This is a genomic window from Microvirga calopogonii (genome assembly GCF_003347665.1).
GTDB classification, from domain to species: Bacteria; Pseudomonadota; Alphaproteobacteria; order Rhizobiales; family Beijerinckiaceae; genus Microvirga; species Microvirga calopogonii.
In genome coordinates this window covers 138,091-152,912 of record NZ_QDGA01000006.1, presented here as the reverse complement: position 1 = coordinate 152,912, position 14,822 = coordinate 138,091, and the positions used below count along the sequence as shown (strand labels likewise).

Below are 14,822 nucleotides of genomic sequence, written 5' to 3'. Positions count from 1 at the left end.
TTATTGATCCGGCCCTCATTGTCTTGATGTTCATCATGCGGCGTAGCGGACTGGTTTGTGGCGAAAGTAGCTTCTGACGCGGGCAGGCAATTTGGACAGCCTACGCATGTAGCTGACGGTTGCCCGCTTGAGCTGCTGTTTGCTGCGCGCGGGCGCCTTGCGGGTGACAACCTGCTTCAGGTCGGCGTTCAGGCCCTCCTCCGGATTCAGCTCCGGGCTATAGGCGGGCAGATAGAAGACCTCGATCTTCGCCCGATGCGCGCTGAGCCAATCGCGAACCTGGGCGGCCCGGTGCACCTGCAGCCGGTCCAGGATCAGGAACACCTTGCGCTTAGCATCGCGGATCAGGCGGTGCAGGAAACGGATCAAGGTTGCGGCGTTCACCGCCGCGTCGACAATCATCCAGCGCACTGCGCCGCGATTGCTTACCGCCGCGATCAGGCTCAGTCCAGCACGCCGGTACCAGACCCGGACCACCGGCGTCCGGCCCCGAGGGGCATAGCCGCGGCCGCGCACGTCGTCCGCGCGCAGGCCGGTTTCATCGCCCCAGAAGATGGTGCCGCGCGCCTGCCGGGCCGCCGCGACGATCGCCGGATACTCTCGCCGCAGCCAGCGCCGCACTGCGGCCGGGTTCTGTTCGTAAGCACGCCGCAACGGCTTCTGCGCCGTGAAGCCCCAGCGCGCCAAGTATTTGCCCACAGTCCGCACGGCGAGCACGACCCCGCAGCGCTGCGCGATCACCGCGCCCACCGCTTCCCGGCTCCACAAGGCAAACGGCAGGTCCAGTTCGTCCGGGGTGTGCCGGCAGATCAGGCGCCGAACCTCGGCCTCCTGGGCCGCATTCAGCAGCCGCTGCTCATCCGGCTTGCGCCCGCGCGGCTGGCTCACCAGCCCCTGTGCGCCCTCCGTCGCGAACCGCTGGCAGATGTCGAACACCCCGGTTGGCGACAGCCCAACCTGAGCCGCGATCGCCCGGTAAGTCAGCCCGCGCTCCCGCAGCCCAATCACTTGACGCCGGCGCTCCTCTTGCGCCGCCGCCGGCAGCTTGCGCATGTCCACGTGCTTCATGCCGATCAATCTGGACCGATCTCGGCCTCCTTCAAGATAATGAGGGCCGGATCAATAAGTGTTTGGCATTGCATGCAAGATCCTAAGGGAAAGGTCGGAGATGGCTCATACGACACCGTCAGCGGGTAACCCCATGGTCGCTTTCGACACAAGGTACGGCCGATTTGTAGCTCAGTTGTTTGAGAAGGAAGCACCTATCTCCACAGCCAATCTCCTCAACCGTGTCGACAATGGACTTCTCGCTAACTCGTCAATCTACCGCATCGTCACCCTTGCCAATCAGCCTGACACGGTCCCAGCAAAGATAGAGGTGGTCCAGTTCGGCCTTACACCGGCCGCACGAGAGACCGATCCTCTCCCACCGATCGCTCATGAGCCGACGGCCGCAACAGGGCTGCGTCACCTTGATGGAACCTTGTCAATGGCGCGCCTTGCGCCGGGAACTGCTGGATCTGCATTCTTCATTTGCATCGGGGACCAGCCCGAACTCGACTTTGGCGGGCATCGCAACCCGGACGGACAGGGCTTCGCCGCTTTCGGGCAAATCGTTGAGGGGATGGACGTGGTCCGCAAGATTTTCGCTCAGGCCGAGGACGCAACCGATCAGTTGTCCGATCCGATTCCGATCGATTCCGTGGCACGAGTATGAGGCCAGATCTTCTAGATCTGCATTGACTTTAACCCGGAACTGCATCGAAGTGTGGTCTCGAACAAGGCTGAGGCCCAACGGGACTGATAAATTTGTAGAAGAGGGCGATGGAGTAGTGATGATGCGCAGCGGATTCTTAGCCGTCCTAGCACTCGGGTTGCTCACAAGCCAGGTAGTCCTTGCAGCCGATTTCAGGATTGGCGTGCAAGAAGATGCAGATGTCCTTGATCCTCATCGTGCCCGGACCACCGTCGGGCGAATGGTTTTCACGTCGCTTTGTGACAAGCTTGTCGACGTCACGGACAAGCTGGAGATCACCCCCCAGCTTGCAAGCTCCTGGTCATGGAGCCCCGACAACAAGACACTGACGTTCAAGTTGCGCACCGACGTTCAGTTTCATGATGGAACAAAGTTCGATGCGGCGGCTGTCAAAGCAAACCTCGACCGCGCGCTGACTTTGCCCGATAGCCAGCGCAAGGGGGAGTTGGGATCCATTGACCGTGTGGAGGTCATCGATCCCTCAACTGTCGTGCTGCACCTGAAGCAGCCGGACGCGACGCTGTTGGCACAGTTGAGCGACCGCGCAGGCATGATGCTCTCCCCTGCGACCTTCAACAGCGAGGATGTCGGCCGCAAGCCTGTCTGCTCCGGGCCGTACCGTTTCGTGGAACGTGTTCAGAACGACAGGATCGTACTGGAAAAATTCGCAGGTTATCGGGACGCTAAGGATTATCAGTATGATCGGGTAATCTTCCGCCCGATCCCGGATACAACTGTGCGCCTCGCCAATCTTCGGGCCGGCGATCTGGAACTTGTTGAACGTCTGAATCCCTCTGATGCCGAGGCCGTGAAAGCCGACAAGAGCTTGAAGTTCCTAGTTCTGTCAGGACTTGGATTCCAGAATATCGTGATCAACGTGGGAGCTGGTCGTGGAGCCGAAGGTCCTCTGGGCAAAGACAAGCTCGTGCGGCAGGCCTTCCAGGCGGCCATTGATCGTGACGTCATCAATGAAGTGATTGGTCATGGTCTCTATAATCCTGCACAGCAGCCGTTCCCGCCAGCCAGTCCCTACTATGACAAGCAGTATCAGGTCACGACCCGTGATGTGGCGAGGGCCAAGGCTCTGTTGGCCGAAGCCAAGCAGCCTGAAGTCGCCTTCGAGCTATCATTTGGCAATACGACCATAACAGCTTCGTTGGCTGAGATGATCCAGGCAATGGCAGGAGAGGCCGGATTTAAGATCAGCCTCCGCCCGATGGAGTTTTCAGCCATGCTCGCGGAGATGCAGAAAGGGAACTTCCAGGCTTCTTTGAGCGGCTGGTCAGGTCGGATTGACCCCGATGGCAATATTCACCAGTTTGTGACCTGCAAGGGAACGCAGAATGACTCCAAGTACTGCAATCCGGAAGTAGACCGACTGCTGAACGAGGCGCGGATCACACCGGATGTCGAGGCTCGTAAGAGTCTCTACAACCAAGCTCAAGGAATCCTACAGAGCGAGCTGCCGATCATCTACACCTATTATTCGCCTCTGATTTACGCGGTGTCGAACCGCGTGGCGGACTTCAAGCCGTATCCCGACGGCATGATCCGACTTCGTGGCGTTCACCCAGCCCAATAGGTTTCGTGACTTTCTCAGACCTCCTTATCTGAAGTCTCGTGTCGCGACCTTGATGTTGGGCAACCCCACTGGCGGCTTAAGCAGTTCAGCCTCCGGGGCCGTGACAACCTCCCGTGGCCCCTCACGCAGACGGTCACGAGTGCCAATTTTGGACTCATCGCCACGTCCGTAGCGCATGCTGAACGGATCATCCCGGTCACCAACACTGCGCAACAGGTCCGACAAATCGATGAGATGCTCAGCGATCAGGTGGGTCACGCCGCCCTCACGCTGGAAACGCCCGCGCACGCCGATCATCCCGGATGAGAGGATCAGACGGCGTTGCTGCTCAAAGAGGGATGGCCAGACGATGATGTTCGCCACGTCGGTTTCATCCTCGATCGTCATGAACATCACGCCTTTGGCTGAGCCGGGCTTCTGGCGCACCAGCACCATGCCGGCAATCGTCAAGCGCTGTCCGTCCCGGACCCGCCGCAGTGTCGCGAAACTATGGATCCGGCGCTCGCGCAACTCGCCGCGCAGGAAGGCGAGGGGGTGCTGACGCAGCGTCAGTCCCTTCGAGCGGTAATCCTCCACCACTTCCCGCCCTTCGGTCATCGGCGTGAGTTCCACGACCGGCTCAATGCTCTCCGACCGGATAATCCTATCCCGTTCATCGGCAGCCGCGAACAGCGGCATGACCTCATCAGAGAGGCCACGGATCGTCCAGAGCGCATCGCGCCGGTTGACGCCAAGGGAGCCAAAGGCATCCGCCTCGGCCAAGCGCTCAAGGGCCGTCACCGGGATTTCCGCCCGGCGCCACAGCTCTTCGATGGATGTATACGGTGTGTCGCTTCGTGCGATCGGGATCATGCCGCCATTGGCATTGGCCAAGCCGTGCACCAGGCGAAGACCCAACCGAACGGCAAAGCGGTAGCGGTTCCGCGTCGGCTCCAGAGTGCAATCCCACCGGGAGTGGTTCACATCGATGGGCCGGATCTCGACCCCATGGGCCTTTGCGTCCCGGACCAGTTGCGCCGGAGCGTAGAAGCCCATCGGCTGCGCATTCAAAATCGCGCAGCAAAACACGTCTGGATGGTGCCTTTTCATCCATGAGGAGGCATAGGCGATCTTGGCAAAAGACGCTGCATGGCTCTCCGGGAATCCGTAAGAGCCAAAGCCTTCGAGTTGCTTGAAAGTCCGTTCGGCGAATTCCCCGTCATAGCCGCGGGCAATCATTCCCTGGACCAGCTTATCCCGAAACTTGGTCACGCCGGCCGTCAGCTTGAACGTCGCCATCGCTCGCCGAAGCTGATCAGCCTCGGAAGGGGTGAATCCGGCGCATTCAATGGCAACCCGCATGGCCTGTTCCTGAAACAGGGGAACGCCAAGGGTTTTTTCCAACACCCGCTGCAATTCCGGCCGAGGGTATTCCGGTTTTTCGCGGCCTTCCCGCCGACGCAAGTATGGATGCACCATGTCGCCCTGGATAGGGCCAGGGCGAACGATCGCCACCTGAATGACGATGTCATAGAAGTTCGCCGGCTTGATCCGGGGCAGCATCGCCATCTGGGCGCGGCTCTCGATCTGGAACACACCAACCGTGTCCGCCCTCTGAATCATCTCATAGGTCTTTTGATCATCCAGCGGGATCGACGACAGATCGTGCTCAACCTGCTTGTGCTCCCGCAGGAGGTCAAAGGCACGGCGCATGCAGCCGAGCATCCCTAGTCCCAGCACATCGACCTTCATGAACTTGAGAGTATCGATGTCGTTCTTGTCCCATTCGATCACCTGGCGGTTTTCCATCGCGGCCGGCTCAATCGGCACCAGATCACAAGACGTTCCTGGGTGAGGACAAAGCCGCCCGGGTGCTGGGACAGGTGACGTGGGGCTCCTATCAGTTCCGAGGCCAGTTCGAGGGTCATCCGAAGCCGCGGGTCGTTCAGATTGAGGTTGAGTTCCTGTGCCTCCTTCTCGGTCACGCCATCGTTGCCCCAGCCCCAGCCCCAGACAAGACCGGACAGGCCTGCCGTCACATCCTCAGGCACACCCAAGACCTTGCCGACTTCACGCACGGCACCCCGGGCGCGATAGGTAATCACGACCCCTGTCAAAGCCGCCCGATGCCGGCCATAGGTGTCATAGATCCACTGGATCACCTCTTCCCGGCGCTCATGCTCGAAATCCACGTCGATGTCCGGCGGTTCACGGCGCTCCTGGGACACGAAACGTTCAAAGAGGAGATCGTGCTCGGTCGGATTGATGGAGGTGATGCCGAGAACGTAGCAGACGGCGGAGTTTGCGGCCGAGCCGCGCCCTTGACACAAGATGCCGCGGGACTTCGCGAAGCTCACGATGGCAGGGACCGTGAGGAAGTAGGGGGCGTACCCCAGTTCCTCGATCAGGTGGAGCTCGTGGCGGCAGGTTGCTGCGACCACATCGGGAACGCCGTCCGGATAGCGCTTGGCTGCTCCCTCCTAGGTCAGCCGCTCGAGTTTATCCTGGGCTGTCTCGCCGGGATCCGTTTCAGACGGGTACTGATACCGCAGCTCATCCAGTGAGAATGTGCAGCGTTCCACAATGTCACCGACACGGCGGAACGCTTCAGGGTGGCGCTCGAAGAGGCGCTCCATCTCCGCCGGATCCTTGAGGAAACGGTCGGCATGGCGATCCAGCCGGAACCCGGCTTCGTCGATTGTGCAGCGCTGGCGAATGCAGGAGACCACATCCTGCAGCCGCCGGCGGGATGGGTGATGGTAAAGGACATCGCCCATGGCAACCGTCGGCACCTTCGCCGCCTGGGCCGCCTGCTCGACATAATACAGGCGCAAGTTCTCATTGGGCGCGAAACGGCGGATCAGAGCCATATAGGCGCGATCGCCGAAGGTCGCCTTCACCCGCGTCAGGTTCGCCCTGAGCGTGTCATCAGCGTCATCTCCAAGGAGAATGGCCAGAAGGCCTTCGTTCCAGGCAACCACATCGTCCCAGGTCAGGAAGCACTTGCCCTTGCCGCCACGGCTCTTGCCGACACTCAGCAGCCTGCAAAGGCGCGAATAGGCGGCGCGGTCCGTCGGGTACACGAGCAGCGAGGTGCCGTCCGTCAGGTCGAGACGGCAGCCTACGATCAGGCGCACACCCGTTTCCCGTGAGGCCTCATAAGCGCGGACGATGCCAGCAAGCGAATTGCGGTCGACGATGCCGAGCGCCTCTATCCCAAGGAGCTTTGCCTGCTCGAAGAGTTCCGCTGGACTGGAAGCGCCGCGCAGAAAGCTGAAATGGGTGGTCACCTGCAATTCGGCGTACATCAGCCGAAGAACCCATGCATCCACCATCGGCCGCCTTCGGCCATCGGAGCATCACGAAAGATCCAGAACCGGCCACCCTGGTCGGTTTCAATGCGGTAGTAGTCCCGCGATGGACCGTCCTTGTCTCCGGCCCACCATTCTGGTGCGATGCGTTCCGGCCCATCGGCGTTGATCACCTTATGACGGACCTTGCGCCAAACGATGAGGGCAGGGGGGTGATCGGGGACAAGCGCTGTCGCTACAACACGCTCCGGTGGATCAAGCAGGCGGGCGGGCCGAGGCAGGTTTTCGGACCAGACCTCCCCAGTGGGCGGAGCAAGAGGGGATATCCGCTTTATCATCCGCTCCGGTACAAGGGTCTGAACCGGCGCCAGTCGGTAGACGCGGGCGCTTCCGACTTTCGCGCTGAGCCTGTCGACAAGACGGCTGATATCCACATCCTGCGTTTCAGCCCTGTCGATGCCTCTGGCCTCAGCTTAGATTTCGGCAAACGGCTCGACCTTGCTCGCAACGAGAACCATCTCCTCGATACCGAAGCCTGGATCGATTGTTTCCAGCCGCTCATCGAACAGCTTTGCGAGATGGCCGTGCTCCCGTGTTGCTTTAGCCGTGCCGACCCTCAGGGATGCACCCTTTTGGTCGACGCGGCGCAGGATCAGATCCAGTCGCCGCACACCCTGACCGCGCTTAACAAGCTGTCCGCACAGGTCCTCGGCCAAGTGCCTGACCACCTGCTGGAGATGTTCCAGCCGGCCAATCGGCTCCGCAAATGCACAGGTGGCCAGAACCGTCTCCTCTGGGATCAGTGGATTGATCGGCTCAAAGGCATGACCCAGCGCCTGGTCGAGCCGGAGGGCTACATCCTTCCCAAACCGCCGGACCATCGGCGCCCGAGGCATGGCCGCAAGCTGACCCACGCGGTCGACACCAAGCTTCTGCATCGTGGCCACCGTCTGAGGCGGAATCCGGAGGGCCGCCACCGGAAGCGTTGCGACCGCCTCGACGCTGCGGCCAACGGGGATGATGCCCCCGCCACGGAAGCGGGCTACTGCCCATGCAGTCCCCGGAGCATCGGCGATAGCAGCCTTCGCGTTGATCCCCTGGCTGGTCAGGCGGCCTAACAGGTGCTCAAGAAGCTTCTCCTCGCTGCCAAAGAGATGCGCCACACCGGCAATGTCGATCCAAAGCCCGTCGGGCGGATCAAGGGCAACAACCGGAGAATAGGCGATGGCCCATCGCGCCAACCGCCCTAAAGCCGCTCTGTCCTCCTCCGGCTTCGCCTCAACGACATGAAGATTTGGAACACGGGCTTGCGCCTGGGCAATCGGAAGGCCAGGGCCAAGCCCCAGCTCCAATGCCTTTGAACAGGCGCACCCGATCCGCCGGGCAGATCCTACGGAGATCGCCGTCACCAAAGGCTCGTCAGGGGGAGGGCCGCCATGCCGCCTGACCCGATCCGTTGACCAGGTCGGAAGATACACGGACACCATCCGCCTCATTCGAACCCCCTGCGCCAACCTTCAGACAAAATAATCCTGTCAGGAGGATCGACGCTTGCCGCCGATGCACTCCAGCTTCGCGGAACATAAGGCGAACGTCGGAAGCGAGGAATAGGATCCCCTCAGGGGGAAGCTAGCCCTGTGAATAGCGTGAACAAATCGGGATCATCCATGATTTCTTCACTCCTTGACCGGTGGCCACTCGAACCAGCCTTGGCCCGTGCCAACTGCCGCGCTGTCTGTTATAAAAGGCAGAAATTACGCAAATCATTTCTGATTTCAGAAATCAAAATGCCAGGACAGTACACCTCGATGCAGCAGGCAGAACTCGTCTCTTCCCCAGATCCCGTCGTGGATTTCATCACGGATGCATACCGAGCCCTGACCGATTTGGGGCTTCGGAACAAGATGATTTCGCTCCCTTCCGCAAGCTCCCGTGGGCGTTCAATTGACTTCGCGGTCGACCCTGACGTCTTGGTTGAGTTTCTCGCCCAACCTGAAGCTGCAACTAAGATCGGGTCTGACATTCTCCCACTCGCCCAGGACTCTCAGCGGTCAGCCGCAGAACTTCGCCGCTCGATTATATCTTTGATCGCCGATGCGGAGATCATCGCCAGCGAACAAGGCATCGAGACCCGGCGGCTAGCCCTCGGCGTAATTGAGTGGAAGGACGCCGACGGGACGAAACGGACCGCTCCGTTGTTTACCATGGCGGTTACGGTCGCGAATGATCTCACGATCACGCAAGCCGGGCCGCTTGAGCCGAACGAGACCTTTCCGCTTTTTGCGGCTTCATTCGGATGCACGGTTGGAATCGATCCGACCAAGCCGCCATCTCGCGCATTGGTCGTGAAAGCACATGCCGTCGAGCCGGTAAAACCCGGCGGCATCGCCATCCTCGGCTATAAGCCTCGGGTCAATCTCAACCTCTATGCTGGCAAAAGCGCTGCCATGCACCGAGCCGTAGATATATCCGCCCGGCCGCACCTGTCCGACGTTGGTGCGCTTCGCATTCTTGCGGGTTTAAGTCCGGCGAGACCGACAAATGATCTGAATGCGCCAAACCAGCACGTTGTTGAGGCCGACCTGAGTCAGGACGAGGCCATCACTGCCGCCAGGGCAGGGGAGTCCTTCGTTCTCCAGGGTCCGCCCGGAACCGGCAAATCGCAAACCATCGTCAACATCGTCGCCAATCTCCTAAGCGACGGAAAGCGCGTTCTCGTCTCCGCCGAGAAAACCGCCGCACTGGAAGTGCTTTCCGACCGCTGGCCGAAGACCGCTCAAGGCATTCCGGGCCCAGTCCTTCTGACTGAGGGAGGATCGCCGTTAGGACCTGAGGCTCAGTTCGCTGTCGCAACCCCGGCAGTCGCAGCTCTTAAAATCCCTCCTGGAGTCCTATTTGATACACTCGTCGTCGACGAGGCATCTCAGATGAGGCTGGCACACTCTGCTGTCGTTGCGGCGTTGGCAGACCAGATCATCGTGATTGGTGATTCGCAGCAGATGGCGCCGAGCAACCTGTTCACACGGGTTGGCCAGACCCAAGTTTCAGCGACCATGATCCGCAGTCTCCTGGATCACGCCGTCGGCTCGAACATGCCCTCGAGGCTTCTCAAGCAGCACTACCGCTCCAAGCACGAGAGCCTCATCCTATTTTCTAACAATAATTACTATGGTGGCCAACTCGACATCATTCCGTCTCCGCTACGCAACGGATCACTTGGATCCACGTTCAAATTCGTTCCTAATGCAGTCTACGATCGAGGGGGAGCCGGGGATAACATCGTTGAAGCCAATGCCCTTATTTCGGAGGCACTGGAGATCGCTAAAGAGAACAATGCGCGTCGCAGAAACCCACTGAGGGGTAAGCCCCACTCTGTGGGCATCATCACACTGAATGAAAATCAGCGCGATTTAATCCTGACCCTGCTGCCCGAAGCGCTGGAACGACAAGGCCTATCCGATGTAGACCTCGCCGGCAGTAGCGGGCACGAGAGGCACTTCGTCAAAGCTCTTGAGAATGTCCAAGGCGATGAGCGTGACATCGTGCTAGTCTCGACCACTTATGGCCGAGACCGCAAGCAACGATTTGTCGCCAATCTGGGTGTTCTTTCGCAGCCTGGAGCCGCGAAGCGCGTAAACGTGCTAGCAACGCGCTCGAAGTGGAGAACGGTCGTTTACCATTCCTTCGAGATGGAAATGCTTGCCAATGCCAATAGCGATGGCGCCGAAGCCTTCAGGAGATACTGGAGGGAACTCCAGAGTGGCTCCGAGATACGACCAAGGCTTCTTTCATCACAGGAAGTCTCTTCAGATGATATCGAGTTGGTTTTCAGCCTAATGCAAAAGCGCCTTAAGTCGGAACGGTACTCAGTTCACCGGTTCCCGCGCTTTCTTGCCGGGTTTGAAAAGGACGATCCACAACGGTATTTCATCAGCTTCTATATCACAGGCCTCTATTCGCCGCTGCAAGAGGCTTCGGACATTGCCCGCATTAAGAACGCTGGCTGGCAACTATGCCGTATTCCGATCGACCAGTGGCGAGCCGATCCTGAGAAGATGGTTGATGGCATCTACCGGGTCATGTCCAAGGCTTCGATCGTGAAGATTGAATTTTAGGTATTGATCCACGCCGCCAAAGCACTGGGAATCTTCCTGCTGACAGCACCAGGTTCCATAACAAAGCTTATGCGAAATTATAACGTTGCGGCCTCACACCAGGGGACCAACCTTGGATCACCGCTCGCAAATAGGACAATTCGATGAACACCTCCCCTCCCGAGACGGATCTCAACGTGGCTCCACTCGCATCCGACATCCTGATGGACGAGATCGAAACACTTTGGGGACTTCATATCGGGATCCTCGACGAGATCGACGATCAGATCGAGGCCGCGGAGGAAATGGGCGCTAAGATGCACGCTCTAGAAACCGAGGCTGAGCAGTTGCGGGATGAGATAACATCCATATTTTCCCGGCTCAGGAATGCCGGAAATAATGACGCTGCTTGGGAAGGTGCGTTCCTGCAAGCTGGAGTTCTCTACGAAGATCTCGTCAGCTTCCGCACGCTCGTAACATCGGAGGTGATGCTAATCGCCGGAGCGGCCGAAGTTCAGGATGCCGCGTCCGCGCAGACCTTCCTTCACTAGGACAGCACACTGAGCCGCCGGAATAACGTCGACGTCTTTCTCCCAGAGTTCCCATGACAGCTAATTTTGAAACCCTCTGGCAAGAGGTCGAGGCGATCCCTCATCCGGGGCCTGCTCCGAAGCCCGAAGCGAGCTCGCCGCATCCATCTGACCACGCCCGCTTCTATCGACGCCTCCTCGATGCACGCCAGGTTGCACTGGCGCTGTGTTGGACGGCGTTTGTCTCCATGCCAGTCCTCAGCATTGCTGGGGGAGCTTCCGTTCCGCTCTGGATCCTTGGAGTGATCGGAGCCGTCGGGCTTCTAGCCCTATGTTGCGTTCGGGCAATCCCGAGCGACTTCCCGATCTTCAAGAACCGCCTCCACGCAGCGGAGGTCGAGTGGCAAAGCGTCGAGGATGAATGGGAACAATGCGCAGGGCCCCGACCATTTGAGGTCAAGCGGCTCCAGTTGCTCGACCTCTTGAACGAGTGGAACAGTCTGGCCCCCTTGGAGGAGCAAAAGATGGAAGGCCTCCAAGACGCCCAATGGGAAGCTCAACTCCTCCAGTTTTTATCCGGTTTCCCAGTCCAGGGAGCCGACATATTCAATGTTGGAGACGGCCGTCTCAAAAATCTTCACGATGCAAAGGTAAAAACAGCCGCCGACATCAAATCCGAAGAGAGCCTGTCGCGGATACAGGGGATTGGCCATGCAATTGCGAAGAGCCTGATCGACTGGCGCAGAAAGCTCGAGAGCGAATTCGAGTTCGACCCGACCCAGCCACTCCTCCCCGCTCACGTCGACAAGGTCAAAGGAGAGATTGCCGCTCAGGCGAAGGATCTCGAGATCCAGCTGAGATCAGGCATCACGGACCTTCGGAAAGCACTTGCCCGGATTCAGAAAGTCCGCATTCAGGGCTTCGATACCCTGAACCAGGAATTCGGGCGATACCAAAAGGCGCGCCTTGAAGCCTCGCTTCTCTCTTAGAGCTTAAGGGAACAGCACGAAATTAGGCGTGGTTCGATGGTATCCACGTCCGCGTTTACGCTGTTTTAAATCGTTAATTCCAATTAACAGGAGGCTCCTCTATCGTGCGTTTCGCATTCGCCCGAATGTAAATCGGCCGCGCCACATGAGGACCTCACCCGATGAATCTTGCTCCTGCCATTCCTCTGGACCGGCGGCCCCCTACGGGCGAGATCAGCGCTATTAACCTCGACGCTCCCCAGGTTACAGATGAGGCTGGGGTTCCCGTCCCTCTTGGTGAAATTCTATCCCATACGTCAGGTGGAGCAATCTATCGCATCCCTGCCGATACCCGGCTTGCTGCCAAGGTGAACAATGGTGGGCCCGATCCTCACCTCAGCGCCCGGCTAAAAGGAATGCTCCAGGTCGAAAGCAATGAGCTCAGGAAGTTCGCTGTCTGGCCGACCGCCCTGCTCTACCCTAAGGGAAGCAATGAGCCCATTGGCTTTACCATGCCACTCGTCAGGGACCGGGCTCCCCTTTCGACCCTCTGGAGCCCAAAGGGGCAGAAGGCCCGCTTCCCTAATGCTGATTGGAAGCTTCTCGTCCGGGCGGCGATCAACGTTGCTCGCGCGTTCAATGCGGTCGCTAGGGCCGGCTGCCTGATCGGGAACGTCAATCCAGCCAACATTCTGATCGGGCAGGATGGGTCGGTCCTTCTCACTGGTTGTGATGCCTTCCAGATCGACTTCGTCGACTCGGTCATCCGCGAGGCCGCCGACGTGACGTTGCTTGCACCCGAACTCCAAGACAAACCGTTCGGTGGGCTTATTCGCGACGTTAACCATGACAATTTCGCCCTGGCTGTTCTGATATTCCGCTTACTCTTCGCCGGCCGCCATCCATTCGCAGGAAGGTATCTCGGCGACGGAGATATGCCGATTTCGAGAGCGATTGCTGAATTCCGGTTCCCGTATAGCTCGCGTCGAAGTGCCCACATGATGGAGCAACCACCCGGAACCCCTGCTCTGTCGATGGTCGGCCCAGAGCTCTCCTCACTCTTTGAGAGGGCTTTTGGAAAGGCCTCCGTTAAGGGTGGTCGGCCGTCTGCTCGCGAGTGGATGGCTGCGCTCGGCCGTCTCGACCAGAGTCTTAAACTCTGCCCCATCGACTCCGCTCACTGGCACCCCAGCGGAACTGGGTGCCCATGGTGCCGGCTTTCGTCAAACACCCGGACAGCACCCGTATTCTCGGCGGAACAGGTCACACGCGAAAAGCACGCCGATTTCGAGACGCTCTGGAGAGAGGCCGACAGGCTCGATCCTCCAGGCGAAGCTCCGAACGTGCGTGACCTGGAATCGGCTCCGTCCGAAGACGCGCTCGCCATTCGGCGCAAGGGCAACCTCGGTCAGCTTATGGCAGTGCTCTTCGGTTTCGGCCTCATCATGATCGGCATCCTGACGAAGATTGAGGCCGTCCACCCAGGATGGTTCATCGCGGCAGGCGTTCTCGCATTCTTCCTCACCCAGAGCGTATTCAATACCGAGGATGACGAAGCAGCCATCAAGCGCCGCTTAGAGCGTGCTAGGCTGAAGTGGGAAGCGGCCGAAGCCGAATGGGTTCTCAGGGCCAGTTCCGAAGAGTTCTCGCGCCAGAAAGCCCGTCTTCAGGAACTTCGCGACGCATGGGAGCAACTCCCTTCCCTGCGCGGCCGCCGCTTGGACGAACTGAAAGACAATCACTGGGTGCTACAAAGAAACCGCTATCTCGACGGCTTCCGGATCGCTGAAGCCAGGATCGAAGCGCTCACCGTCGAACGGCACGCCCTCCTCGCTTCCTATGGCATCGAAACGGCGGCCGACATTGATATCAAGCGGTTCAACGCCGTTCCTGGCTTAAGCAACCGCCTCCTTGAAAGCCTACTCACATGGCGGACGTCCATCGAACGGGATTTCATCTACGCCCCCTCTCTCCCGATCGACCCTGCAGACGTCGCCAAGGTGGAACAAGATATCCGCTCCGAGCAGCGGCAGCTCACGAACCGGCTGAGAACCGGACTGGCAAGCCTCAAACACGTTCGCCATGAGATCGAGGCCGCTCGGAGAACACTGCGGGAGCCCACGGAAGAGGCTTACCGTTACTATGCGCAGGCTCAAATCGACGCGGCGGTGTTATCCTAATAAAGCGCCGCGCCCCTTTCTGATGAACGCAGGAAAACTTCAAAACCAATCTGATCCGGTGATCTCGAAATCCATTGACCAGGACCAAACCCCAAAAGATCTGGATCAGGAGACCTCCCATGATCGATCGGCCTCTTCCGCGGCTGCAACAGGCAATGAGCCTGGCCGGCTTTAGCCATTCCGAAACCCACTCCGCCATCTACACACGCCGAACTTACAGGGACGACTTCCTCGCAGCCGCCGAAGCCATTTGTCATGTCGGCGGTGCGTCAAAGGCGATCAAATTCGCTATCCGCTGTTGGCATATTGAGCGGCAGCGAATTCTCTCCTGACCTACCAAAGCGCCGAAAATTAAGGACATTTCAGCCTTGCTCGCGGCAGAGGCTTGATCGTCTTTGGAATTAGCGCACAATTAAAGTACA

At 59.1% G+C, this 14,822-nt stretch carries 11 protein-coding genes and 1 pseudogene; 7 read left to right on the top strand and 5 right to left on the bottom strand.

Going from position 1 to position 14,822, the window contains the following annotated elements:
* Positions 1-33: 33 nt before the first annotated feature.
* Positions 34-1,068: an IS630 family transposase gene (locus DDF70_RS08720; RefSeq protein WP_114944487.1), complete on the bottom strand. Its 1,035-nt coding sequence runs from the start codon at positions 1,066-1,068 to the stop codon at positions 34-36.
* A 133-nt stretch (positions 1,069-1,201) separates the two neighbouring features.
* On the opposite strand from DDF70_RS08720, the gene DDF70_RS08715 reads away from it, so the two are divergent.
* Positions 1,202-1,717 (top strand): peptidylprolyl isomerase, encoded by a 516-nt coding sequence (locus DDF70_RS08715; RefSeq protein WP_205772410.1) that lies wholly within the window; start codon positions 1,202-1,204, stop codon positions 1,715-1,717.
* A 121-nt stretch (positions 1,718-1,838) separates the two neighbouring features.
* Entirely contained in the window at positions 1,839-3,338 is a 1,500-nt protein-coding gene (locus DDF70_RS08710) for an ABC transporter substrate-binding protein (protein ID WP_114944486.1), read from the top strand.
* 24 nt (positions 3,339-3,362) lie between these two features.
* Here DDF70_RS08710 and DDF70_RS08705 read toward each other — a convergent pair.
* The 3 genes and pseudogenes from DDF70_RS08705 to DDF70_RS37900 all read right to left on the bottom strand — a co-directional run bounded on the left by DDF70_RS08705 (position 3,363) and on the right by DDF70_RS37900 (position 8,037).
* Positions 3,363-6,625: pseudogene (locus DDF70_RS08705) on the bottom strand (error-prone DNA polymerase).
* Positions 6,625-7,062: a hypothetical protein gene (locus DDF70_RS37905; protein ID WP_245435414.1), complete on the bottom strand. Its 438-nt coding sequence runs from the start codon at positions 7,060-7,062 to the stop codon at positions 6,625-6,627. Before DDF70_RS37905 ends, DDF70_RS08705 begins: the two are co-directional and overlap by 1 nt.
* Before the next feature lie 39 nt (positions 7,063-7,101).
* Positions 7,102-8,037, bottom strand: coding sequence for a Y-family DNA polymerase (locus DDF70_RS37900; protein WP_245435413.1), 936 nt, complete (start codon positions 8,035-8,037; stop codon positions 7,102-7,104).
* A 300-nt stretch (positions 8,038-8,337) separates the two neighbouring features.
* On the opposite strand from DDF70_RS37900, the gene DDF70_RS08695 reads away from it, so the two are divergent.
* The 3 genes from DDF70_RS08695 (at position 8,338) to DDF70_RS36480 (ending at position 12,241) form a co-directional block, all read left to right on the top strand.
* Entirely contained in the window at positions 8,338-10,743 is a 2,406-nt protein-coding gene (locus DDF70_RS08695; protein WP_162820294.1) for an AAA domain-containing protein, read from the top strand.
* A gap of 203 nt (positions 10,744-10,946) precedes the next feature.
* Positions 10,947-11,273, top strand: a complete 327-nt coding sequence (locus tag DDF70_RS08690) for a hypothetical protein (RefSeq protein ID WP_162820293.1) — start codon at positions 10,947-10,949, stop codon at positions 11,271-11,273.
* A gap of 449 nt (positions 11,274-11,722) precedes the next feature.
* Positions 11,723-12,241 carry a helix-hairpin-helix domain-containing protein gene (locus DDF70_RS36480; protein ID WP_162820292.1) on the top strand — a complete coding sequence of 173 codons (519 nt, stop codon included), beginning with the start codon at positions 11,723-11,725 and terminating at the stop codon, positions 12,239-12,241.
* Between the two features lie 386 nt (positions 12,242-12,627).
* Here DDF70_RS36480 and DDF70_RS36475 read toward each other — a convergent pair whose 3' ends face one another.
* Positions 12,628-13,068: a hypothetical protein gene (locus DDF70_RS36475; RefSeq protein ID WP_162820291.1), complete on the bottom strand. Its 441-nt coding sequence runs from the start codon at positions 13,066-13,068 to the stop codon at positions 12,628-12,630.
* 597 nt (positions 13,069-13,665) lie between these two features.
* Between DDF70_RS36475 and DDF70_RS36470 the strand changes: the two genes are divergently transcribed.
* Together DDF70_RS36470 and DDF70_RS08675 are read left to right on the top strand one after the other, a co-directional pair.
* Complete coding sequence (locus DDF70_RS36470) at positions 13,666-14,400, top strand: hypothetical protein (RefSeq protein ID WP_162820290.1); 735 nt, start codon at positions 13,666-13,668, stop codon at positions 14,398-14,400.
* Positions 14,401-14,519: 119 nt separating this feature from the next.
* A complete protein-coding gene (locus tag DDF70_RS08675) occupies positions 14,520-14,732 on the top strand; it encodes a hypothetical protein (RefSeq protein ID WP_114944478.1) in 213 nt (70 codons plus the stop codon).
* The last annotated feature ends 90 nt before the right edge of the window (positions 14,733-14,822 follow it).